This window comes from Rathayibacter agropyri (assembly GCF_013249015.1).
Lineage (GTDB): Bacteria > Actinomycetota > Actinomycetes > Actinomycetales > Microbacteriaceae > Rathayibacter > Rathayibacter agropyri.
In genome coordinates, this window is the sequence record NZ_JABRPL010000001.1 from 239,326 (window position 1) to 263,269 (window position 23,944).

Genomic DNA, 23,944 nt, shown 5'->3' on the forward strand with positions numbered 1-23,944 from the left:
CAGTGTCACCCCTGCTCGGGACTGCATAGTACGTATCTTCTCTGTGCTTGACAGCGTTGACGGCTTGACAGCGCCGACGGTTGCCGCTGGCAGCGAGACCTCCGCCTCCCGGCGCGGAGGAGAAACCCGGCCCTAGGTGCTCTCGGGACGGACGACTTACCGATCGCGGAGAATGTTCGTGATTCGTACGGTCGAGAGGCGGCGGCCTGCCTCGTCGCGGACGACGATTTCGTGCGTGGTCAGCGTCGAGCCGAGGTGAATCGCGTCGCACGTCGCGACGACGAAGCCGGAGGCGATGGAGCGGCTGTGGCTCGCGTTCAGCTCGATCCCCATCGCGAATCGGCCAGCACCCGCGTGCACGTTCGCCGCGATCGAGCCCATCGACTCCGCCAGCACCACGTGAGCACCGCCGTGCAGAATCCCCACCGGCTGGCGGTTGCCCTCGACGGGCATCGACGCGACGGAGTGCTGGGGGCTCATCTCGTGCCAGACGATGCCCATTCGCTCGGCGAGTTCTCCCATGCCGCGACCGATCGCGGTGACCAGATCGAGGGCCGGCGGGCGGATCCAGAACGTCTCGCTGGGGGGCTGCTCGGTCACGGTACTCCTCGTCCTGGAGCCTCGGAGCCGGTGCGGCGGACGGTCGCGACCGGGCCCGATCCGGTGTCGGAGGCGCTGTGTAGTCTGGCCCTGTGTCAGATCCGGAACAGCCTACCCTCCTGCTCGTCGACGGCCATTCCCTGGCGTTCCGGGCGTTTTACGCGCTCCCGGTCGACAGCTTCCAGACCCGCGACGGCCAGCACACGAACGCCATTCACGGCTTCCTGTCGATGCTCATCCTGCTGCTGAAGAACGAGAAGCCCACGCACCTCGGCGTCGCGTTCGACATCTCGCGCTACTCGTTCCGCACGCGGGAGTACCCCGAGTACAAGGGCACTCGCGGAGAGACTCCGCCCGAGTTCAAGGGTCAGGTCCCTCTTCTCGAGGAGGCCCTGCACGCCATGAACATTCGCACGGTCTCGAAGGAAGACTTCGAGGCCGACGACATCCTCGCGACGCTTGCGCGCCAGGGTGCCGAGGCGGGCTTCCGGGTCCTCGTCGTCTCAGGCGACCGCGACACGATCCAGCTGGTCACCCCCGAGGTCACCCTGCTGTACCCCTCCACCCAGGGAGTGTCGCAGCTCACCCGCTACGACCGCGACAAGGTGTTCGAGAAGTACGGAGTCGAGCCGCACCAGTACCCCGAGATTGCGGCGCTCGTCGGCGAGACCAGCGACAACCTGCCCGGAGTGGACAAGGTTGGTCCGAAGACCGCGGCGAAGTGGGTCAACCAGTACGGCACTGTCGCCGACATCATCGCCCACGCCGAGGAGATCAAGGGGGTCGTGGGCGAGAAGCTCCGCGAACAGAAGGAGAACGCGCTCCGCAATCGTCGTCTCAACCGCCTCGTGACCGACGTCGAATTGCCGCTTGGCCCGCACGACCTCACTCGCCGTGCCATCGACCCCGACGCGGTGCGCGAGATCTTCAGCCGCCTCGAGTTCAAGACGCTCCAGGAGCGCGTGCTCACGATCGCCGCCGAGGAGGGGGTCGATGGAGCAGCCGCTGCTCTCGCGGGCGATGTGGTCACGACCGCTGCCCCTGCCGTGCGCACGCTGGTCGACGAGGAGCTGGCGCACTGGCTCGACCGTGTCTCGGCGCAGGGCTCGGCGCCGGTTGCGGTGCAGGTGCAGCTCGGCGCCGATGGGCTCGAGGGCGTCGGTCTCGCGGTAGAGAAGGAGACGGCGTTCGTGCCCTGGGCCGCCGAACGCCCCGACTACACCGCGCTGGAAGACTGGCTTGCAGGTCCGGCACCCAAGTACTTCGCCGATGCGAAGCCGCAGATCAAGGCGCTTCGCGGTGCCGGCCTGCCGGTGGGGGGTCTCGCCTTCGACACGCGGGTCGCCTCCTGGCTGCTCCAGCCCTCCGGCCACCCCGCGACCCTGGCCGGGCAGGTCTCGCAGCACCTCGACGAGACGATGGCACAGGGCGACCCGAATCAGCTCGTCCCCACGGTCGAGCCGATGGGCCCTGCCACCGAAGCGTGGTACGCATTCCGGCTGGTTGGCGCTCTCACCGAGCGGCTCGGCGAAGGAATGCTGTCGGTGCTTGTCGACATCGAGCTGCCAATCGTGCAGGTGCTCGCGACGATGGAGCTCTCCGGCGTCGCAATCGACGCCGATGTTCTGGAGCGCCTGCGCGGGGAGCTGACCATCACCTCCGCCGAACTCGCGAGCCGCGCCTTCGCCGAGATCGGGCACGAGATGAACCTCGGCTCACCGAAGCAACTCCAGCAGGTCCTCTTCGAGGAGCTTGATATGCCGCGCACCCGCGCGACCAAGACCGGCTACACGACCGATGCTTCCGCCCTCGCCGACCTCCAGGAATCGCATCCGCACCCGTTCCTCGGCCTGCTGCTTGAGCATCGCGATGCGACAAAACTCAAGCAAATCATTGAGACGCTCGAAAAATCGATCACCGACGACCACCGGATTCACACGACCTACGACCAGACCGGAACCGCGACGGGCCGCATCTCGTCCAACGACCCCAACCTGCAAAACATCCCCGTCCGCAGCGAGGTCGGTCGCCGCATCCGCACCGCCTTCGTGCACGGAGCCGACGCGAGCACCCTGCTCACCGCCGACTACTCACAGATCGAGATGCGGATCATGGCGCACCTTTCCGGCGACGCCGGGCTGATCGAGGCATTCCACAGCGGCGAGGACCTGCACCGTTTCGTCGGCTCGCGCATCTTTGGCGTGGAGCCGGGCGAGGTGACCTCGGCCATGCGCAACAAGGTGAAGGCGATGTCCTACGGCCTCGCCTACGGGCTGAGCGCGTTCGGCCTCTCCAAGCAGCTGCGCATCTCGAGCGCTGAGGCCAAGCAGTTGATGACCGACTACTTCGTCCGCTTCGGTGCCGTGCGCGACTACCTCCGCAGCGTCGTCGAGCAGGCGCGTGAGACGGGATACACCGAGACGATCTACGGGCGCCGCCGGCCCTTCCCCGACCTGCAGAGCGGCAATCGGGTCCTCCGCGACAACGCCGAGCGAGCGGCTCTAAACTCTCCCATCCAGGGGTCAGCGGCCGACATCATGAAGTTCGCGATGATCCGGATCCAGTCCGATCTCAACGAGCGCGGGCTCGGCTCGCGGATGCTCCTCCAGGTGCACGACGAGCTCATCTTCGACGTCGCTCCCGGCGAGGAGGAGTCGCTCGAGGGCATCGTCCGCGAGCGGATGGCGGGCGCCGCCGATCTGAGCGTGCCCCTCGAGGTACAGGTGGGCCACGGCGCGAACTGGGACGTGGCGGCCCACTGACCGGCATGCGGCCGCCCGAGGAGCGCGCGCCCCTGGCTAGGCTCGAAGGCATGAGCACCGACATCCCCCGCGAGCCCACCGCAGTCGACCGGGTCGCTGAACGCTGGGTCGACACGCTCGTCGACCTCGACCCGACCCTCGGCACGGCGATCGGTCGGCCCGAGGCGAACAGCCGTCTGGGCGACTACTCGCCTGCGGGTCTCGAACACGTACGCGCCGCCTCCGCCTCCGCCCTCGCCGATCTCGAGCGCGCCGAGCCCGTCGATGACGTCGACCGCGTGACGCTTGCCGACCTCGGCGCCGAGTTGCGCCTCTCCCTCGAGAGCCACGAGGCCGGACTGCCGTTGCGCGACGTGAACGTCATCGCCTCACCCACGCAGGAGGTGCGCGACGTCTTCGACCTGATGCCGACCGACGAGGTCGCCGACTGGGAGGCGGTCGCCGAGCGGATGCTCGCCGTACCCGCCGCGCTCGCGGGGCACGCCGAGACCCTGCGCGAGGGCATCCGTACCGGAGTCGTTCCGGCGCGCCGCCAGGTGCTGCTCGTCGCCGAGCAGGCCGAGAAGATCGGCGCACCCAGGGGTTTCTTCGCCGCGCTGGCCGCCGAGGCCGCGCCAGCTGCGGGCTCGCTGCCCGCGTCGCTCGCGCAGCGGCTGGAAGACGGCGCCCGCCGGGCCTGCACCGCGTACGCAGGGCTCGCCCGGTTCCTGCGCGCCGAACTCGCGCCCGTCGCCTCCGAGCAGGACGCCGTCGGGCGCGAACTCTACGCACTGCGCTCGCGCCATTTCCTCGGTGCGGTCGTCGACCTCGACGAGACGTACGAGTGGGGGATCGAGGAACTCGCTCGCATGACGGCCGAGCAGGAGGCGATCGCGCGCGAGATTCTGCCCGGCGCCTCCGTTGCCGAGGCGATCGCGCACCTCGACACCGATCCGTCACGCACCCTGCACGGTGTCGACGCGCTTCAGCAGTGGATGCAGGAGACGAGCGACCGGTCGGTCCGCGAACTCGCCGGCACCGCCTTCGAGATCCCGGAGGAGGTGCGCCGTCTCGAGTGCCGCATCGCACCCACGCAGGAGGGCGGCATCTACTACACCGGCCCGAGCGATGACTTCTCGCGTCCCGGTCGCATGTGGTGGTCGGTGCCGGCCGGCGTGACCGAATTCGCGACCTGGCGCGAGCTGACCACGGTCTACCACGAGGGCGTGCCGGGCCATCACCTGCAGATCGGGCAGGCCGTCTACAACCGCGCGCGGCTCAACACCTGGCGCCGGCAGCTGGCCGGCACGTCCGGGCACGCCGAGGGCTGGGCGCTCTACGCCGAGCGACTCATGGAGCGCTTTGGCTACCTCGATGACCCGGCCGACCGCTTCGGCATGCTCGACGGTCAGCGGATGCGCGCCGCCCGCGTCGTCGTCGACATCGGGGTGCACCTGCAGAAGCGGATGCCCGGCTCCGATCACCTCTGGACCGCGGACTCGGCGCTGGAGTTCATGCGCGCCAATGTGAACATGGATGACGCCTTCGTGCGCTTCGAGGTCAACCGCTACCTCGGCTGGCCGGGGCAGGCTCCGTCCTACAAGATCGGGCAGCGGATCTGGGAGCAGCTGCGCGACGACGCCGAGGTCCGCGAGGGGGCAGCGTTCTCGCTCGCAGGCTTTCACCGGCGCGCGCTCGACCTCGGTGGAGTGGGCCTGGACACTCTTCGGGCGAGCCTCGCAGGCTGAGGGCGCACGGGCGAGTGTCGGCAGATTGCCACGCACCTCCCGGGATGACTAAAGTTGGGGAGTCACATCCGTGGCGCCGCTGTGCCTGTAGCGCGCGAGGAGGACCGGTCCGCCGGCCCGACGAGCGTCACCCGTCACGCGGGAGGCACATCCCTCACCATCGCGGTGGTCACCGTGTACGCGTGCCATCAGGCCCGCCGGTAACCGCCGCCCGAGACTTATCCATCCTGGAGCATCCCTTAATGACAACCGCAACGACCGACAAGGCAACCAAGCAGGTCGCGATCAACGACATCGGGTCTGCTGAAGACTTTCTTGCCGCGGTCGAAAAGACTCTGAAGTTCTTCAACGACGGTGACCTCATCGAAGGCATCGTCGTGAAGATCGACCGCGACGAGGTCCTCCTCGACGTCGGGTACAAGACCGAGGGCGTCATCCCCTCGCGCGAACTCTCTATCAAGCACGACGTCGACCCCTCCGAGGTCGTCAACGTGGGTGACAGCGTCGAAGCCCTGGTTCTCCAGAAGGAGGACAAGGAGGGTCGCCTGATCCTCTCGAAGAAGCGTGCTCAGTACGAGCGTGCGTGGGGTGACGTCGAGAAGATCAAGGAGTCCGACGGCGTCGTCACCGGTTCGGTCATCGAGGTCGTCAAGGGCGGTCTCATCGTCGACATCGGCCTTCGCGGCTTCCTCCCGGCCTCGCTCATCGAGCTGCGCCGCGTCCGCGACCTCACGCCATACCTCGGCCAGGAGATCGAGGCGAAGATCCTCGAGCTCGACAAGAACCGCAACAACGTGGTCCTGTCGCGTCGCGCGCTCCTCGAGCAGACCCAGTCCGAGAGCCGCACGACGTTCCTGAACAACCTGCACAAGGGTCAGGTCCGCAAGGGCGTCGTGTCGTCGATCGTCAACTTCGGTGCGTTCGTCGACCTCGGTGGCGTCGACGGTCTCGTCCACGTCTCCGAGCTCTCCTGGAAGCACATCGAGCACGCCTCCGAGGTCGTCGAGGTGGGCCAGGAGGTCACCGTCGAGATCCTCGAGGTCGACCTCGACCGCGAGCGCGTGTCGCTCTCGCTCAAGGCGACCCAGGAGGACCCGTGGCAGGTCTTCGCCCGTACTCACGCGATCGGGCAGGTCGCGCCGGGCAAGGTCACGAAGCTGGTTCCGTTCGGTGCGTTCGTGCGCGTCGCGGATGGCATCGAGGGCCTCGTCCACATCTCCGAGCTGTCGGGCAAGCACGTCGAGCTTGCCGAGCAGGTTGTCTCGGTCGGTGAAGAGGTGTTCGTCAAGGTCATCGACATCGACCTCGATCGTCGCCGCATCTCCCTCTCGCTCAAGCAGGCGAACGAGGGTGTCGACCCGGAGAGCACCGAGTTCGACCCGGCTCTCTACGGCATGGCGACGGAGTACGACGACCAGGGGAACTACAAGTACCCCGAGGGCTTCGACCCCGAGACCAACGAGTGGCGCGAGGGCTTCGAGTCGCAGCGCGAAGCGTGGGAGCTGGAGTACGCCGCTGCACAGGCTCGCTGGGAGGCCCACAAGGCGCAGGTCGTCAAGTCGCAGGAAGAGGCGGCCACCGTCTCCGAGGGCGTCTCGGTCGGTACCGGCTTCACCGGTGAGTCCGCCGTCGGTGGCACGCTCGCCGATGACGAGTCGCTCGCCGCGCTCCGCGAGAAGCTGTCCTCGACCAATTGATCACGAGCACATCGCATCGAACGGCCGGTCCCTCGGGGCTGGCCGTTCGGCGTCTCCCGACCATGCCGTGTGCTGGATAGGGTGGCTCCGTGCACCTCGTCGCCCTCACCGGAGGCATCGCCTCGGGCAAATCCACCGTCGCCCGCAGACTCGCCGAGCACGGGGCCGTCGTCATCGACGCCGACCGGCTCGCGCGCGAAGCCGTCGAGCCGGGGGAGCCCGCGCTCGCGGCGATTGCTGAGCGGTTCGGCCCGACCGTCATCCGCCCAGACGGGGCGCTCGACCGCGCAGCACTCGGCGCGATCGTGTTCTCGGATGCGGCCGCGCGGGCGGATCTGAACGCGATTACCCATCCGGCGGTGACCCTCCTCTCGCAGCGCCTCTTCGCGGCGGCGGCGGAGGCCGACCCGGACGCCGTGGTGGTCTACGACGTCCCGCTCCTCGCTGAGGGCCGCGGCTCGGGGGAGTTCGACGAGGTCGTCGTTGTGCACGCCCCGCAGCAGGTCCGCGTTGAGCGCCTGGTCTCCTTACGCGGCATGACGGAGGAGGACGCGCGCGCCCGGGTCTCCTCGCAGGCGAGCGACGAGGAGCGTCTCGCCCTCGCCGACGTCGTGGTCGACTCCTCCGGCACCCTGGACGAGACGCTCATGCGCACCGACGCGCTCTGGGAGCACCTCGCACGCTGACCCCGTACGATTCGCAGGGCCTCGTGCGATGTGCAGGACTTCTGAGCGCGGGAGCGCTCTCCGCCGCATCCCCGTGACTGATGGACGCCGAAACCCCTGCAAACCGCGCAGTGTCGGGCCCGGGGAGCACCGTTCGCCGGGAGCGCACCGCGCCCGCAGTGTCGGTGGTCGCGGCTACGCTTCAGACCATGGAGCCAACCCGTGCCGTGCACCCGTTCGAGGTCGTCAGCGAGTACAAGCCGAGCGGTGACCAGCCCGCGGCGATCGCCGATCTGAGCGCTCGGATCAACGCTGGCGAGACCGACGTCGTTTTGCTGGGCGCCACTGGCACAGGCAAGTCGGCCACCACGGCCTGGCTGGTCGAGGCGGTTCAGCGCCCGACCCTCGTGCTGGCCCACAACAAGACGCTCGCCGCGCAGCTCGCCAACGAGTTCCGCGAACTCTTCCCGAACAACGCGGTCGAGTACTTCGTGTCGTACTACGACTACTACCAGCCAGAGGCCTACGTCCCGCAGACCGACACCTTCATCGAAAAGGACAGTTCCGTCAATGCCGAGGTGGAGCGCCTGCGGCACTCGACCACGAACTCGCTGCTGAGCCGCCGCGATGTGATCGTTGTCTCCACCGTCTCCTGCATCTACGGCCTCGGCCAGCCGGAGCAGTATCTCGAGGCGATGGTGGCACTACAGGTCGGCCAACGTGTCGACCGCGACCGTCTGATCCGCAAGTTCGTCTCTATGCAATACGCGCGCAACGACGTCGATTTTGCGCGCGGCACTTTCCGGGTGCGCGGTGACACGATCGAGATTATCCCGATGTACGAAGAACTCGCGATCCGCATCGAAATGTTTGGCGATGAGATCGAGGCGCTGTACACGCTGCATCCGCTCACCGGCGACATCGTGCGCAAGCTCGAGTCCGTGTCGGTGTTTCCCGGCTCGCACTACGTCGCCAGCCAGGACGTCATGCACCGCGCGATCGACACCATTCAGCAGGAACTTGAGGTGCGTCTCGCCGATCTCGAGAAGCAGAACAAGCTGCTCGAGGCCCAGCGGTTGCGGATGCGCACCACTTTCGACCTCGAGATGATGCAGCAGATTGGTTTCTGCTCCGGCATCGAAAACTACTCCCGCCATATCGACGGGCGTGAGTCTGGTGAGGCTCCGCACTGCCTGCTCGACTACTTCCCCGACGACTTCCTGGTCGTCATCGACGAGTCGCATGTCACCGTTCCGCAGATTGGCGCGATGTACGAGGGCGACGCCTCCCGCAAGCGGACGCTCGTCGAGCACGGCTTCCGCCTGCCCTCGGCGATGGACAACCGCCCGCTGAAGTGGGAGGAGTTCAAGGCCCGCGTCGGTCAGACCGTCTACCTCTCGGCGACGCCGGGTCGTTACGAAATGGGGATCGCCGATGGCATCGTCGAGCAGATCATCCGGCCCACGGGCCTCATTGACCCGGAGATTGTGGTCAAGCCGACCAAGGGCCAGATTGACGACCTGCTCGAGGAGATCACGCGCCGAACCGAGCGCGACGAGCGCGTCCTCGTCACCACGCTCACCAAGCGCATGGCGGAGGAACTCACCGACTTCCTCACCGAGGCCGGCGTCCGCGTGCGCTACCTCCACTCCGACGTCGACACCCTCCGCCGGGTCGAATTGCTCTCCGAGCTGCGCGCCGGCGTCTATGACGTCCTCGTGGGCATCAACCTGCTCCGGGAGGGACTCGACCTGCCCGAAGTCTCGCTCGTCGCGATCCTCGACGCCGACAAGGAGGGCTTCCTCCGCTCGTCCACGTCGCTCATCCAGACCATCGGCCGCGCGGCCCGCAACGTGTCGGGTGAGGTGCACATGTACGCCGACCGGGTCACCGACTCGATGCGCCTCGCAATTGACGAGACCGATCGCCGGCGCGAGAAGCAGGTCGCCTACAATCTCGATCACGGCATTGATCCGACGCCGCTGCGCAAGAAGATCGCCGACATCACCGATGCCCTCGCTCGCGAGGGGGCCGATACCGCGAAGCTCCTCGCGGGGCGCGACTCGAAGAAGAAGAGCCCCACGCCCAACCTGCGCCGACAGGGTCTGGCGGCCAACGGCGGCAACGATCTCGAGGCGATCATCGCCGACCTCAACGGGCAGATGCTCCAGGCCGCAGGAGAACTCAAGTTCGAACTGGCGGCGCGGCTGCGCGACGAGGTCCAGGAACTCAAGCGCGAACTCAGGCAGATGGAGAAGGCGGGCCACCTCTCGTGATTCACAGGGATAGGGGCTTCGCGATCAGCGGCCAGCGAACGCTCCGAGCGATGTCGGTGGTGCCGCATACACTTTCGGAGTGTCGATCCTGAACGCCGTTACGGACCCTTCCTCCACCCCCTCTCCCTCCTTCCACCGTTTCGTCTCCTCACTTGACGAGTCGGTATCGAAGCTGGTGGTGAGTGGCGCGCGGGTACACAACCTGCAAAACGTCGACCTCGAGATCCCGCGTGACTCGATGGTGGTCTTCACCGGCCTCTCGGGCTCCGGCAAGTCGTCCCTCGCGTTCGACACGATTTTCGCCGAGGGACAGCGGCGTTACGTCGAGTCCCTTTCCGCCTATGCCCGCCAGTTCCTCGGGCAGGTGGACCGGCCCGATGTCGACTTCATCGAGGGCCTCAGCCCCGCAGTCTCGATCGACCAGAAGTCAACAAACCGCAACCCGCGCTCCACCGTCGGCACGATCACCGAGATCTTCGACTACATGCGCCTGCTCTGGGCGCGCATTGGCGTGCCGCACTGCCCCATCTGCAGCGAGCGGATCTCGGCGCAGACGGTCCAGCAGATTGCCGACCAGCTGATGGAACTCGAGTCCGGCACCCGCTACCAGATCCTCAGTCCCGTCGTTTCACAAAAAAAGGGCGAGTTCGTCGACCTTTTCAAGGAGCTGACCGCCGGCGGCTACTCCCGTGCGATGGTCGACGGGACCCTCGTCCAGCTGAGCGACCCGCCCACGCTCAAAAAGCAGTACAAGCACGACATCTCGGTCGTGGTCGATCGCCTCGTCGCCGGCCCCGACATCCTCGGCCGCCTCACCGATTCCCTCGAGACCGCCCTGCGCCTCACCGACGGGATCGTGCAGATCAACTTCGTCGACGGCGAGGGCGAGGGCGCCTGGACCACCTACTCCGAGAAGCTGTCCTGCCCGAACAACCACCCCATCTCCTTGACCGAGATCGAGCCGCGCACATTCTCCTTCAATGCCCCGTTCGGCGCCTGCCCGGAATGCTCCGGTCTGGGCACCCGGATGTCCGTCGATGACGAGTTGCTGTTGGGCGACCCCGACCTCAGCATCGCGGAGGGCGTCATCATCCCCTGGACCACGCAGGGCAAGGGCCTCTTCCAGTACTACGAGAAGCTGCTCGACGGCCTCTCCCGTGACCTCGGCTTCTCGCTCGCGACACCCTGGAAGCGCCTCAGCACCGAGGTGCAGCAGGCCGTCCTCCACGGCGACAACTTCGAAGTCAAAGTCAAATGGAAGAACCGCTATGGCCGCGAGATGAGCTACACCTCCGGCTTCGAGGGCGTCGTGCCCTATATCGAACGCCAGTTCGTTCAGGCCGAGACCGATGTCCAGCGCACCCGCTGGTCCGAGTTCCTCCGCGAGGTCCCCTGTCCGGTCTGCAAGGGCTCCCGGCTCAAGCCCGAGGTTCTCGCCGTCCTGGTGCACGGCGCAAGCATCGCGGATGTCGCCGACCTCAGCCTCGGCGACGCACAGGACTTCATGAGCCGGCTCGAGCTGACCGACCGCGAGGCCCACATCGCGGCGCAGGTGCTCCGCGAGATCCGCGCCCGCATCGACTTCCTCATCGAGGTCGGCCTCAACTATCTGAACCTTTCGCGCGCCGCCGCTTCCCTCTCGGGCGGTGAGGCACAGCGCATCCGGCTGGCGACGCAGATCGGCTCCGGGCTCACCGGCGTGCTCTACGTCCTCGACGAGCCCAGCATCGGCCTGCACCAGCGAGACAACCGCCGCCTGATCGACACCCTGATCAAGCTGCGCGATCTCGGCAACACACTGATCGTCGTCGAGCACGACGAGGACACCATTCGCACGGCCGACTGGATCGTCGACATCGGCCCGGGTGCAGGCGTCAACGGCGGCAAGGTCGTGCACTCGGGCTCCTATGCGTCGCTGCTCGAGAACACGCACTCCCTCACCGGCGACTACGTCTCCGGCCGCAGGGCGATCGACGTGCCGAAGAAGCGCCGCACCATCGACCGCAAGCGGATGATCAAGGTCGTCGGCGCGAACGCCAACAATCTGCAGAAGGTCGACGCGGAGTTCCCGCTCGGCACGTTCGTCGCAGTTACCGGAGTGTCCGGATCGGGCAAGAGCACGCTTGTCAACGACATCCTTTACCGGGTGCTCGCCAACCAGCTCAACGGCGCTCGCAAGGTGCCGGGCAAGCACACCCGCGTCACCGGTCTCGAGAACCTCGACAAAATCGTCCATGTCGATCAGAATCCGATCGGCCGCACCCCCCGCTCCAACCCCGCCACCTACACCGGCGTCTTCGACCGCATCCGCACCCTCTTCGCCGAGACGACGGAGGCGAAGGCGCGCGGCTACCTGCCCGGCCGTTTCAGCTTCAACGTCAAGGGGGGCCGCTGCGAGGCGTGCTCGGGCGACGGCACCATCAAGATCGAGATGAACTTCTTGCCCGACGTCTACGTCGCGTGCGAGGTCTGCGGGGGAGCGCGCTACAACCGAGACACCCTGACCGTGCACTACAAGGGCAAGAACGTCGCCGAGGTGCTCGACATGCCGATCGCCGAGGCGGCCGACTTCTTCGAGCCGATCACCGCGATTCACCGGTTCCTGAAGACGCTGGTCGAGGTCGGCCTCGGCTACGTGCGCCTCGGTCAGAGCGCGACGACCCTCTCCGGCGGCGAGGCCCAGCGGGTCAAGCTCGCGACCGAGCTCCAGCGCCGCTCGAATGGACGCAGTGTCTACGTGCTCGACGAGCCGACCACGGGTCTGCACTTCGAGGATGTCCGCAAGCTGCTTCTCGTGCTGAACAGTCTGGTCGACAAGGGCAACACGGTGATCACCATTGAGCACAACCTCGACGTGATCAAGTCAGCCGACTGGCTGATCGACATGGGCCCTGAGGGCGGCGCGGGTGGTGGCCAGGTTGTTGCGGTCGGCACCCCCGAGCGCGTCGCCAAGGTCAAGGGCAGCCACACCGGCATGTTCCTCTCCGAGATCCTTCGCTGACCTCGGTGACAGGCGAGCGAGAGGCATGACGCAGACAGTCGACTTCCGACCGAAGCCGGGCGAAATCCCGACCCTTCCTGGCGTGTACCGCTTCAGGGATGCCCGGGGCCGGGTGCTCTATGTGGGCAAGGCGAAGAACCTCCGCGCACGGCTGAGCAACTACTTCGCTCCGCTGCCGAGCCTGCACGAGCGCACCCGGCGGATGGTCACGTCGGCGTCCGGTGTCGAGTGGACCGTCGTCGGCACTGACGTCGAGGCGCTCCAGCTTGAGTTCACGTGGATCAACGAGTTCGACCCGCCCTTCAACGTCAAGTTCCGCGACGACAAGTCGTACCCGTACATGGCGGTGACGCTCGGCGACGAGGCGCCGCGGGTGATGGTCACCCGCAACGCCAAGATCGGAAAGGCCCGCTACTTCGGCCCGTACCCGAAGATCTGGGCGATTCACGAGACGATCGACCTGATGATCAAGGCGTTCCCCATCAGGACCTGCAACGACTCCAACTACAAGCGCGCGATGCAGAGCGGCAAGCCCTGCTTCGCCTCCCAGATCGGGCGCTGCGGCGGGCCCTGCTCCCACCGCGTCACTTTCGCGGAGCACCGCGAGATGGTCGACCGCTTCGTCGCCTTCATGGGCAGCCACGACCGGCGCATGATCGGCGAACTCGACAAGGAGATGCGCGAGGCCGCGGCGGCGATGGAGTATGAGCGCGCGGGCAAGCTGCGCGATCAGATCGCCGCTCTCGATGCGGTGCTGGCCAAGAGCGCGGTCGTGCTCAAGGACAACGTCGATGTCGACCTCTACGCGATCGTGCACGACGAGCTCGCTGCCTCTGTGCAGCAGTTCCGCGTGCGTGGGGGCCGCATCCGCGGCGAGCGCGGCTGGGTCGTCGACAAGGAACTCGACATGAGCACCGCCGAGCTCGTCGACACCGCCCTTCAGGCGGCGTACGAGACCGGCGACATCCCGCCCCGCGAGGTCGTGGTGCCGGAGCTCCCGGAGGACACGGAGGCTCTCGAGGAGTGGTTGGGCGGGATTCGCGGGGCGAATGTGCGCTTGCGGGCCGCGCAGCGCGGTGACAAGGCGGCGCTGCTCGAGACGGCGACGCAGAACGCTCAGCACTCGCTCATGCTCTACAAGACCCGCCGCTCCGCTGACTTCACCGCGCGCACCCAGGCTCTGGAAGACATCCGCGACGCCCTCGGGATGAGCGAGGCGCCACTGCGGATGGAGTGCTACGACGTGTCGCATCTCAGCGGCACGAACATTGTCGCGTCGATGGTGGTCTTCGAGGACGGTCTCCCTCGAAAGGACCAGTACCGGCGGTTCTCGATCGCGGAGTCGACCGACGACACCGAGTCGCTGCACCAGGTCTTGACGCGGCGGCTCGCCTACCTGCGTGAGCCCGTCGAGCCGGCAGCGATCGACCCTGAGACCGGCGAGGCGAGGCGCCGCAAGTTTTCCTACCCGCCGCAGCTGCTCATCGTCGACGGCGGTCAACCGCAGGTCGCGGCGGCGCAGCGGGCGCTAGACGAGTCCGGTGTGACGGGCATTACGCTGTGCGGCATCGCCAAGCGGCTCGAAGAGATCTGGCTGCCCGACTCCGACTTCCCCGTGATCCTGCCGCGCAACAGCGACGCACTGTTCCTCTTCCAGCGGATCCGCGACGAGGCGCACCGGTTCGCCATCACGCATCAGCGACAGCGGCGCAAGCGCGACATCTCGTCGCAGCTGGCCGAGGTGCCGGGACTCGGTGGCACGCGCGTGCGCGACCTGCTCAAGCACTTCGGCTCGGTCACGCGGCTGCGCGAGGCCAGCGAGACCGAGATCGCCGAGGTCAAGGGGATCGGCCCGGCGCTAGCCGGAGCGATCCACGCCTACCTCCACGCCGACCGGTCGAGCGTCTGAGCCACGCTCTAGGCTGGAGGCCGTCCTCCCGGGAGGCCGGCGAGCGCCCGGCACCCATCGCGGACGACCTTGATCACCTACGTCACAAGCCAGACGCTTCGCACAGCAGACGAGCACGGAGAGCACATGAGCACGGAGAGCGAGCAGCAGGATGTGCTGATCGTCACGGGTATGTCCGGTGCGGGCCGGTCCACGGCCGCCAACGCGCTGGAGGATCTCGGCTGGTACGTGGTGGACAACCTGCCGCCGCAGATGCTGCGGCCGCTTGTCGACCTCGCGAAGCGCGCGGGCGACACACTGCCCAAGATCGCGGCGGTCGTCGACGTCCGCGGACGCGACTTCTTCGAGGACCTCGGCGAGATCGTCCGCGAACTCCGCGCCGGAGTCGACCTTCGGATGGTCTTCCTCGAGGCAACGGACGCGGTGCTCGTACGCCGCTTCGAGCAGGTGCGGCGGCCGCATCCGTTGCAGGGGCACGGCACCCTGCTCGACGGCATCACGGCGGAGCGCACGCGACTCGCGCAACTGCGCGAGTCCGCCGATATCGTGATCGACACCTCCGACCTCAACATTCACCAGCTGGCCACGAGCATCACCGACCGCTTTGCTGAAGCCGGCCGCGCCGGGCTTCAGGTCACCGTGATGAGCTTTGGCTTCAAGTACGGACTCCCGACCGATGTCGACATGGTCGCTGATGCGCGCTTTTTGCCCAACCCATACTGGATCCCGGAGTTGCGCCCGCACACGGGCCTCGACGAAGAGGTGAGAGACTACGTGCTGGCCCAGCAGGGCGCCGAGGAGTTCATCGACTTGTACTCGCACGCTCTGCGCCCCGTGCTCGACGGTTACCAGCGCGAGAACAAGCGCCACGCGACCATCGCCGTCGGCTGCACGGGAGGCAAGCACCGCTCCGTCGCGGTCGCCGGCCGCATCGCCGCCCGGCTCGCTGAGCTGCCGGGAGTTGCCATCAGCGTGGCGCACCGCGACCTCGGCCGAGAATGATCCCCGCGCGCTCCGCCGCGCACCCGACGTAAGGAAGACTCCGTGGCCCTCACCGCAGACGTCAAGGGCGAACTGGTCGCGATCGTCTCGCGCAAGAACACCGTCCGTGCCGCCGAATTGGCGACCATCCTCCGGTTCTCCGGCGGACTGCACATCATCTCCAATCGCCTCGCGGTCGAGGTCGAACTGGACTCCGCCCCGCTGGCGACGCGCGTCCGCCGCGACCTCGCCGAGCTCTATGGCGTCCGGAGCGACGGCAGCGTCGTCTCGGCCGGCGGCTCGCGTCGCACAACGAGCTGGCTCGTCCGGGTCGTCGAAGGCGGCGATACGCTCGCCCGCCAGACCGGCCTGCTCGATCAGCGAGGCCGCCCGGTGCGCGGCCTGCCCAACCGGCTCACGACGGGGTCGCGGGAGGAGTTGGCTGCTCTCTGGCGCGGTGCCTTCCTCGCTCAGGGTTCTCTGACTGACCCCGGGCGTTCCGCCGCGCTCGAGATCGTCTGCCCCGGCATCGAGGCGGCGATGGCGATCGTCGGAGCGGCCGGCCGCCTCGGTGTGCAGGCCAAGTCGCGGGAAGTACGTGGCGTGCACCGTGTCGTCATCCGCGACGGTGAGAGCATTAGCGCGATGCTCACGCTCATGGGAGCAACCGCGACGGTGGCAAGCTGGGAAGAGTTGCGCCAGCGCCGGGAGGTGCGGGCAACGGCGAACCGTCTCGTCAATTTCGACGACGCGAATCTCCGCCGGTCGGCGCAGGCCGCGGTCGCCGCCTGCGCTCGGGTCGAGCGGGCAATGGAGATCCTCGGCGACGACATTCCCGAGCACCTCCGCTACGCCGGGCGCCTGCGCCTGGCCCACCGCGACGCGAGCCTCGACGAGCTCGGCCACCACGCGGACCCGCCGATGACGAAGGACGCGGTCGCCGGTCGCATCCGCCGCCTCCTCGCCATGGCCGATAAGCGGGCCTCGGACCTTGACATCCCGGGCACCGACGCGAACCTGCCCGCTGAACTCCGCGACCTCTAGGGCCGGAGAGGAGGCATCCGACGAACGCTGAGCGTCGGCTGCGTGAAGAGGGCAAGCCCTCCGAACGCGCGAGGGGCCGCTCGCTAGACTGAACGGGTTGCTCAGGACACTCCCGGCCCTCCTCCGCCTCGCAGCGGACGCCGAGACGCCGGCGGGTCGCACGGGAACGACGACCACGAATAGGAGATCGCACATGGCTGACTACACGCTCGCCGAACTGCCCTACGACTACTCGGCCCTCGAGCCGAACATCAGTGGACGGATCATGGAGCTCCACCACGACAAGCACCACGCGACGTACGTAGCGGGGGCAAACACTGCCCTCACCGCGCTGCAGGAGGCTCGCGACGGCAACACCCTCGCGAACGTCAACAAGCTCCAGAAGGACCTGGCATTCAACCTCGCCGGTCACGTGAATCACACCGTGTTCTGGAACAACCTCTCGCCGGACGGCGGCGACAAGCCCGTCGGCGAGCTTGCCGCGGCCATCGACGACAATTTCGGGTCGTTCGACAAATTCCGCGCCCACTTCACCGCCTCCGCCCTCGGCATCCAGGGTTCAGGCTGGTCGATCCTCGCCTGGGATTCGCTCGGCGAGAAGCTCATCATCGAGCAGCTGTACGACCACCAGGGCAACCTCGCTGCGGCGACGGTCCCGGTCCTCCTGCTCGACATGTGGGAGCACGCCTTCTACCTCGACTACGTCAACGTGAAGGCCGACTACGTCACGGCATTCTGGAACATCGTGAACTGGGCCGACGTCTCCGCGCGCTTTGAAAAGGCCCGCGAGAGGACCTCGGGCCTACTGCTACTGTCGTAGCGATCTCGGCGTCCCGGGCCTCGAACCCGGGGCGCCCGGTTGCCGGCTTCCACCCCTCCACTGCACCGTCGAGGTGCCTTCCCTCATCAGGAGATATCTGTGTCCGTCAAGATCGGCATCAACGGCTTTGGCCGTATCGGCCGTAACTTCTTCCGCGCGGCCCTCGCCAAGGGCAGCGACCTCGAGATCGTCGCGGTCAACGACCTCACCGACAACAAGGCCCTCGCGCACCTCCTGAAGTACGACTCCATCACTGGGCGCCTCGACGCCACCGTCGAGCTCGATGGCGACCGTATCGTCGTCAACGGCAAGCCGATCATCGTTCTCGAGGAGCGCGACCCCGCCAACCTCCCGTGGGGCGAGCTGGGCGTCGATGTCGTCATCGAGTCGACGGGCCGTTTCACGAAGTCGGAGGATGCGCGCAAGCACATCACCGCTGGCGCCAAGAAGGTCATCGTCTCGGCTCCCGCGACCGGCAGCGATGTGGCGACCCTCGTCCTCGGCGTCAACGAGAACACCTACGACCCCTCGACGCACGACATCATCTCGAATGCGTCCTGCACGACGAACTGCCTCGCGCCGCTCGCCAAGGTGCTGCTCGACACCTTCGGCATCGAGCGCGGCCTGATGACCACGGTTCACGCCTACACCGCCGACCAGAACCTCCAGGACGGACCGCACAGCGACCTGCGTCGTGCCCGCGCCGCCGCCGTCAACATCATTCCGACCTCGACCGGTGCCGCCAAGGCTCTCGGCCTGGTCCTCCCTGAGCTCGTCGGCAAGCTCGACGGCTACGCCCTCCGCGTTCCGGTGCCGACCGGTTCGATCACCGACCTCACCGTCGAGCTGACCAAGCAGGCGACAGTCGAGGAGATCAACGCGGCGTACAAGGCCGCGGCCGAGGGCGACCTCAAGGGCATCCTCAAGTACACCGAGGACCCGATCGTCTCGAGCGACATCGTCACCGATCCGCACTCGTCCATCTTCGACGCGGGACTCACAAAGGTCATCGGCAACCAGGTCAAGGTCGCCTCCTGGTACGACAACGAGTGGGGCTACTCCAACCGCCTCGTCGATGTCGCCGAGTTCGTCGCCGGCAAGCTCTAAGGCTCGGCGCAGTGACGCTCCGCACCCTGGACTCGCTGGGCTCACTCGCCGGCACGCGCGTCGTCGTCCGCTGCGATCTGAACGTCCCTCTGAAGGACGGAACGATCACGGACGACGGCCGCGTGCGCGCGTCGGTGCCCACGCTCCAGCGTCTCGTCGCCGAGGGCGCCCGAGTTGTGGTCATCAGCCACCTCGGCCGTCCTGACGGGAAGCCTGAGGCGAAGTACAGCCTGGCTCCGATCGCAGCCCGCCTCGGCGAGCTTCTCGACGCCCCCGTCTCGTTCGCGGAGGAGACCGTCGGTGACTCCGCGTCCGAGGCCGTCGCGGCCCTCCAGGACGGCCAGGTCGTCGTGCTCGAGAATCTCCGCTTCAACGCCGGCGAGACGAGTAAGGACGAGGCCGAGCGCCGCGCCTTCGCCGAGAAACTGGCCGCCTTCGGTGAAGCCTTCGTCTCAGACGGCTTCGGTGTCGTGCACCGCAAGCAGGCAAGCGTCTACGAGCTAGCCCAGCTGCTCCCGAGCGCTGCCGGCACGCTGATCGCGGCCGAGCTTGAGGTGCTCGAGCGGCTGACCGAGAAGCCCGAGCGCCCCTACACGGTGGTCCTCGGCGGTTCGAAGGTCTCGGACAAGCTCGGCGTCATCGAGCACCTGCTGCCCAAGGTCGATTCGATCCTCATCGGCGGCGGCATGCTCTTCACCTTCCTCAAGGCTCAGGGCCACGAGGTTGGCGCGAGCCTTCTCGAGGCCGACCAGGTCGGCACTGTCCTCGGCTACCTGGCGAAGGCGGAGGAGCTCGGGGTCGAGATCGTCCTGCCGACGGACGTGGTCGTCGCCTCGTCGTTCGGCCCCGACGCCGAGCATCACATCGCCGCTGCCGACGCCATCGAGAGCACGCCATTCGCGGAGAAGGGGCTCGGCCTCGATATTGGACCGGACACCGCGAGGCGCTTCGCCGAGATCGTCGCGGCGTCGAAGACGGTGTTCTGGAACGGCCCCATGGGTGTCTTCGAGCTCGAGCCGTTCGCGGCCGGCACGAAGACTGTCGCCCAGGCGCTCACCGAGGTCGACGGGCTGAGCGTCGTCGGCGGAGGAGACTCCGCCGCCGCCGTGCGCGCCCTGGGCTTCGAGGACGACCAGTTCGGCCACATCTCAACGGGAGGCGGAGCGAGCCTCGAATTCCTCGAGGGCAAACGTCTCCCCGGACTGGAGGTCCTCGGATGGTAGAAAGCACCCCCGCCCGCATCCCGCTCATCGCGGGCAACTGGAAGATGAACCTGGACCACCTCCAGGCCATCGCGTTCGTCCAGAAGCTCGCATGGAGCCTGAAGGATGCCGACCACGACTTCGACTCGGTCGAGGTTGCGGTGTTTCCGCCGTTTACCGACCTCCGGCCGGTGCAGATCCTCGTTGACTCGGACAAGCTGCCGCTGAAATACGGAGCCCAGGACCTCTCCAAGTTTGACAGCGGTGCCTACACCGGTGAGATCTCCGGGCAGTTCCTGAAGCAGCTCGACTGCGACTACGTGATCGTCGGCCACTCGGAGCGTCGGACGCTCCACGGTGAGACGGACGCGGACATCGCTGCCAAGTCGGCCGCTGCGGTCAAGCACGGCGTCGCTCCGATCATCTGCGTCGGAGAGACGGCGGAGGACCTTGAGAAGCACGGTCCCTCTGCGGTGCCGGTCGCGCAGTTGAAGGAGGCCCTCACCGGCCTCCCGGCGGACGCCGACCTCGTGGTGGCGTACGAGCCGGTCTGGGCCATCGGCTCCGGCCAAGCGGCGACGCCAGACCAGGCCCAGCAGGTCTGCAAGGCGTTGCGCGACGTGATCGCCGACGTCCTCGGGGCCGAGACCGCGGCGAAGACGCGCGTGCTCTACGGCGGGTCGGTGAAGTCCGGCAATATCGCCGGTTTCATGCGTGAGCCCGACGTCGACGGTGCGCTCGTCGGAGGCGCGAGCCTCCAGGTCGACGAGTTCGCGGCAATCGCTCGATTCCGCAACCACGTCGGGGTCTGAGTTTCTGCGACGAAGGGGCGGGCACATCCGGGCCCGCCCCTTCGTCGTCCCCGCCGCTCCCTGCGCGGCGGGGCGCGGTTGGCTTTGCGACGGGGAGCGTTGTGCAGAGCGGGGTGCGGTCGGCTACGACGATCCGCTGGAACGCGGATCTCCTCCAAGGGGGCCGCAATTGCGCCGTCTAGGGTGGGACGACGGTCTCTCCACTGGCCGATCTAAGGTGGGGCTCTGTTCTATCGCTCAGGCAGGAGAGTAGCTTCCCGTCGGAGTCAGCTTCTCGCAGGATGCATGCCGGAGAGCGGACCCGGTGCCGCCAGCAGCGAACGCGGCCGCACTCCGTGCTACGTCGATGCACAGAGGTCGGTCCCGCCCCGTGTCCCAGGCTGCGCGGAGATCCGAGTCGACGACGTTGGACTGATTGATTTCGTGCCGGCTGCACAGGTAGAGGACGAAGTCCTGGATCCGTGCCCGACTCATGCTGCCGTCAAAGCGGAGGATCTCAGCGATGTCGACCGCGCTGGTTAGGACCTCTCCTGAGCCCGTGGAGGCGCTCCCGATCAGCATTTGCGTGGACATCGGCTCGTCAACACCGGAGAGACGGCGACCTGCATCAGCCGGAAGCTCGACTTGAGAACTTGCACAGCGGTTGATCTGTCCGGAGACTCGGAGCTTTGAGTCTGGGTCGATCCGCCACTGCGACACGTAGACCTTCCACACGCCGATGCCGGTCTCGGTCGCGACGGCATGAGTGATCTCTTGTGTCGTGTCGGGACTGGTGAGCTCGAACGTTCCGTTCGCTCCCGGTCCGGCACTACGGGTCTCATGCGCTGAGTGCGAGGTGCGCGAGAACGGGCCTCTGGTCACCAGTGCTCCGGAGGCGTCCGCCGTCGCCGCCAGCATCGAGTAGGACTCGTCGCGGACTCGGGCGACGGTGAAGACCGTCGTCGTGCGCTGGAAGCGGAGAGCCGACGCGAGGGTCAGCTGGTCCTTCCGCCCGCGTGAGAAACGGATCGCCGGTGCACCGGCCGGTCCGTTCGCGAGGAAGGCTGGCCGTCGAGACGCGTTCGTCTGGACGAGTGTCAGGGGCGATGTCGCTCCCGGCGTCACGGGCACCTCCGCGACGGGATCACCGTCGTTCAGGTCGAGATCGCTGGCGCGGAACCAGTGCGTCGGGTTGAAGTTCCTCGGCGCAGCGACCACCTTTGGGTGGCCACTGGTCATCGTGACCGAGTTTGACGCCCAGGACGTGCCGAAGTTGTTCCGCGCGAAGATCACATAGGAGCGGCCCGTCGTCGTGTGGGAGTTCCTGTCTACGAATCCCACGATCCCCGGCGTGAAGACCGCGATGTCCGGAGAGATGCTGGTTGCCTTCTCCGGCGAATCCGCGGAGTGCAGCACGTACTGCCAGATGGCGGAGCCGGCGTCGGAGGGCGGAGCATCCCAGGTGATGTTGTTCCCGGTGGAGAGGGATTCGGCCCTGAGGACCGGTCGGCCAAGATGCTTGTCGCGTATCGCGACGGTGGTTGCAGGGACGGGTATCTCCCAGACCTCCGCCCTGCTTGGCGCGTTAGGAAAAACGGGATAGATCCGCACGACGTTGTCGCGGTCGAGGCATTCTGCGTCGGTATAGGCCCCCGAGGTACCCGTGACCGTCGCGGCAGTCAGCAGCGTGCCGGGTCCGACTGTCGAATCGGTCCAGTCTCGTCCGTCCTTCGTGACGTATATATGGAGTGCGGCGTCGGCGGAGAAGGAGGTGGATCGGCCGTCGTCCGAGATCAGACCGTAGTTCTCCCTGCCGGCTCGGTGGTCGTGGTCGTCGTGCGTCGATGCCACGATGACGAGCGTTCCATCGAGAGCGGTGACGATGGACGGCAGCCCGGCGTGGTGATCGGACGACCAGGTGCCGGCGGCATCCTTGCTGCCCGGGTTGTAGAGGCACGTCCGAGTCGTTGTCTTCGTGGCAGGATCCCACACCGCGCGCCACAGAGAGCGGTAGTCGGCCCGCTCTGGTGCTCCAAGCGCGCGACCGGTGTCGGATGCGTCCGCCGGTCGACGCGCCCAAGTGGCGACCACCACTACACGGCCTTCCCCGGTGACTCCAATCCTCGCGCCGACGCTGTCGTGGTTCGCGTCGTCTCCGGCGGTCTCGTAGGCGGGCCCCTCGAAGATCGGGAGGACGTTGGTGGCCCTGCCGTCCGCCGTGGTCGGCCGGAAGAGTTCGGTGATCTCGCTGTCGTCCTGCGGGTTGCGCCAAGTCGTCCCGCCGTCGGTGCTGCGCGCAAAGCCGATGTCGCGGCGCGGGAAGCCGGACTGCTCGACATCTTTATTGACCCGGAACTCGGTTGCGCAGTACATGATCGACGACCCCGCAATCGCACCCGCGCTGAAGGCGATCTCGTGGCCGTACGCACCGACCTGCTGACCGTCCGAGGGGTGACTGCTCAGGCCGTCGTTGAGTCCGTAGCTGCCGGCCTTCGACGTGTCGTAACGTGTCGTCGCGCGATGCACGGGCTGGAAGATGCGGCGGCTCTCATCCCAGGTGTAGAGGAGGGCCTGGTAGTCGGTGCCGCGCACCAGCAGATAGGTGGTCCCCGTAATGGGATCGCGGAAAAACCGACGGTAGGACGATGCGGTTCGGCCTCCCGCCGGTGACGGAACCGGCGTGAACGGAGCCGATCCGTGCTGCTCGAGTGAGGAGAAGCACGACAGTGGCGTGTTCGCCCAAGTTGACGACTTCGACACGTTGGCCAGCATGTGGAGTGGAGGATGCACGAGCACCGTTCCCTGGTCGCTGATGGTCACGCTCGCGCCCCGGTGTCCGGGGTTCGCGCCGTCGAACTCCCACCCGTTCGATCCGTCGGCGGGCTGAATCACGCGATAGCTCGCCGTCGATCCGTTCTTGGGGAGGCGCCAGAGCCCGAGTTCGGTGCGCGGGTGTTTCAACTTCGCGTCCCGGACCGCCATCCACGACCTGTCGGGGATCGAATCGGCGATGAAAATTGAATCCGCGTCGGACCAGATAGGTGTATAGAGAGCGACGCTCTGGGGCAGTCGCATCCCATCGAGCGTTCGCTCGCTCGCGGCGACAGAGATGACCTTGGTCACTTCAACGGTGCTCGGCGTGGGAGCACCACCCGTCACCTCCTGCCGAAGAGGTTGCGCGGAGGCCGCAGATAATTGGCCGAACGCGCCGACGGCACCGAGCGCAGTAGCGGTGACGACTGAGCGTCGCGAGATTGAGCAGTCCATGAGTGAGACCTTTCCGGCTCGGACGTTAGCGTCCGCCTCAGGATCGACCAAGGGTGGCGCGATCTTCCGTCGTGAAGGGCTGTCTTTCCGGGTAA

The 23,944-nt window shown here is 67.0% G+C and carries 15 protein-coding genes; 13 read left to right on the forward strand and 2 right to left on the reverse strand.

The genetic code is table 11. The annotated features are described in order from the left end of the window. Positions 1 to 156: 156 nt before the first annotated feature. Positions 157 to 522, reverse strand: a complete 366-nt coding sequence (locus HRF29_RS01160; RefSeq protein WP_173245797.1) for a PaaI family thioesterase — start codon at positions 520 to 522, stop codon at positions 157 to 159. A 170-nt stretch (positions 523 to 692) separates the two neighbouring features. Here HRF29_RS01160 and polA point away from each other — a divergent pair, with 170 nt between their 5' ends. The 13 genes from polA (at position 693) to tpiA (ending at position 20,603) form a co-directional block, all read left to right on the forward strand. After that, positions 693 to 3,362, forward strand: a complete 2,670-nt coding sequence (gene polA / locus HRF29_RS01165; RefSeq protein WP_173243434.1) for a DNA polymerase I — start codon at positions 693 to 695, stop codon at positions 3,360 to 3,362. A 50-nt stretch (positions 3,363 to 3,412) separates the two neighbouring features. Continuing rightward, entirely contained in the window at positions 3,413 to 5,089 is a 1,677-nt protein-coding gene (locus tag HRF29_RS01170) for a DUF885 domain-containing protein (RefSeq protein WP_173243438.1), read from the forward strand. Positions 5,090 to 5,331: 242 nt separating this feature from the next. Next, positions 5,332 to 6,786: a 30S ribosomal protein S1 gene (gene rpsA / locus HRF29_RS01175; protein WP_173243440.1), complete on the forward strand. Its 1,455-nt coding sequence runs from the start codon at positions 5,332 to 5,334 to the stop codon at positions 6,784 to 6,786. Between the two features lie 89 nt (positions 6,787 to 6,875). After that, the gene (gene coaE, locus HRF29_RS01180; protein ID WP_173243443.1) at positions 6,876 to 7,472 is read left to right on the forward strand and encodes a dephospho-CoA kinase; all 597 of its coding nucleotides are present in this window, start codon (positions 6,876 to 6,878) and stop codon (positions 7,470 to 7,472) included. A gap of 188 nt (positions 7,473 to 7,660) precedes the next feature. Beyond that, complete coding sequence (gene uvrB, locus HRF29_RS01185) at positions 7,661 to 9,727, forward strand: excinuclease ABC subunit UvrB (RefSeq protein WP_173243446.1); 2,067 nt, start codon at positions 7,661 to 7,663, stop codon at positions 9,725 to 9,727. Positions 9,728 to 9,902: 175 nt separating this feature from the next. Beyond that, positions 9,903 to 12,728, forward strand: coding sequence for an excinuclease ABC subunit UvrA (gene uvrA / locus HRF29_RS01190; RefSeq protein ID WP_343043656.1), 2,826 nt, complete (start codon positions 9,903 to 9,905; stop codon positions 12,726 to 12,728). 25 nt (positions 12,729 to 12,753) lie between these two features. Further along, on the forward strand, positions 12,754 to 14,637 hold the full coding sequence (gene uvrC, locus HRF29_RS01195) for an excinuclease ABC subunit UvrC (protein WP_173243449.1): 1,884 nt from the start codon (positions 12,754 to 12,756) through the stop codon (positions 14,635 to 14,637). A gap of 126 nt (positions 14,638 to 14,763) precedes the next feature. Then, complete coding sequence (rapZ, locus tag HRF29_RS01200; protein ID WP_173243452.1) at positions 14,764 to 15,639, forward strand: RNase adapter RapZ; 876 nt, start codon at positions 14,764 to 14,766, stop codon at positions 15,637 to 15,639. 42 nt (positions 15,640 to 15,681) lie between these two features. Continuing rightward, a complete protein-coding gene (whiA, locus tag HRF29_RS01205) occupies positions 15,682 to 16,662 on the forward strand; it encodes a DNA-binding protein WhiA (RefSeq protein WP_173243454.1) in 981 nt (326 codons plus the stop codon). A 193-nt stretch (positions 16,663 to 16,855) separates the two neighbouring features. Continuing rightward, positions 16,856 to 17,482 carry a superoxide dismutase gene (locus HRF29_RS01210; RefSeq protein WP_173243457.1) on the forward strand — a complete coding sequence of 209 codons (627 nt, stop codon included), beginning with the start codon at positions 16,856 to 16,858 and terminating at the stop codon, positions 17,480 to 17,482. 99 nt (positions 17,483 to 17,581) lie between these two features. Then, entirely contained in the window at positions 17,582 to 18,589 is a 1,008-nt protein-coding gene (gap, locus tag HRF29_RS01215) for a type I glyceraldehyde-3-phosphate dehydrogenase (RefSeq protein WP_173243460.1), read from the forward strand. 11 nt (positions 18,590 to 18,600) lie between these two features. Next, complete coding sequence (locus tag HRF29_RS01220; RefSeq protein ID WP_173243463.1) at positions 18,601 to 19,812, forward strand: phosphoglycerate kinase; 1,212 nt, start codon at positions 18,601 to 18,603, stop codon at positions 19,810 to 19,812. After that, positions 19,806 to 20,603 (forward strand): triose-phosphate isomerase, encoded by a 798-nt coding sequence (gene tpiA / locus HRF29_RS01225; RefSeq protein WP_173243467.1) that lies wholly within the window; start codon positions 19,806 to 19,808, stop codon positions 20,601 to 20,603. The genes HRF29_RS01220 and tpiA overlap by 7 nt, the downstream gene beginning before the upstream one ends. A 237-nt stretch (positions 20,604 to 20,840) precedes the next feature. Here tpiA and HRF29_RS01230 read toward each other — a convergent pair whose 3' ends face one another. Next, complete coding sequence (locus tag HRF29_RS01230; RefSeq protein ID WP_173243470.1) at positions 20,841 to 23,849, reverse strand: hypothetical protein; 3,009 nt, start codon at positions 23,847 to 23,849, stop codon at positions 20,841 to 20,843. Positions 23,850 to 23,944 lie beyond the last annotated feature (95 nt).

Excerpts from the sequence above, each read along its gene's own strand:
- HRF29_RS01230 (WP_173243470.1), bottom strand. The coding sequence starts at position 23,849 with ATGGACTGCTCAATCTCGCGACGCTCAGTCGTCACCGCTACTGCGCTC.
- rpsA (WP_173243440.1), top strand. The coding sequence starts at position 5,332 with ATGACAACCGCAACGACCGACAAGGCAACCAAGCAGGTCGCGATCAAC.
- tpiA (WP_173243467.1), top strand. The coding sequence starts at position 19,806 with ATGGTAGAAAGCACCCCCGCCCGCATCCCGCTCATCGCGGGCAACTGG.
- HRF29_RS01170 (WP_173243438.1), top strand. The coding sequence starts at position 3,413 with ATGAGCACCGACATCCCCCGCGAGCCCACCGCAGTCGACCGGGTCGCT.
- uvrC (WP_173243449.1), top strand. The coding sequence starts at position 12,754 with ATGACGCAGACAGTCGACTTCCGACCGAAGCCGGGCGAAATCCCGACC.
- HRF29_RS01160 (WP_173245797.1), bottom strand. The coding sequence starts at position 522 with ATGGGAGAACTCGCCGAGCGAATGGGCATCGTCTGGCACGAGATGAGC.
- rapZ (WP_173243452.1), top strand. The coding sequence starts at position 14,764 with ATGAGCACGGAGAGCGAGCAGCAGGATGTGCTGATCGTCACGGGTATG.
- HRF29_RS01210 (WP_173243457.1), top strand. The coding sequence starts at position 16,856 with ATGGCTGACTACACGCTCGCCGAACTGCCCTACGACTACTCGGCCCTC.
- uvrB (WP_173243446.1), top strand. The coding sequence starts at position 7,661 with ATGGAGCCAACCCGTGCCGTGCACCCGTTCGAGGTCGTCAGCGAGTAC.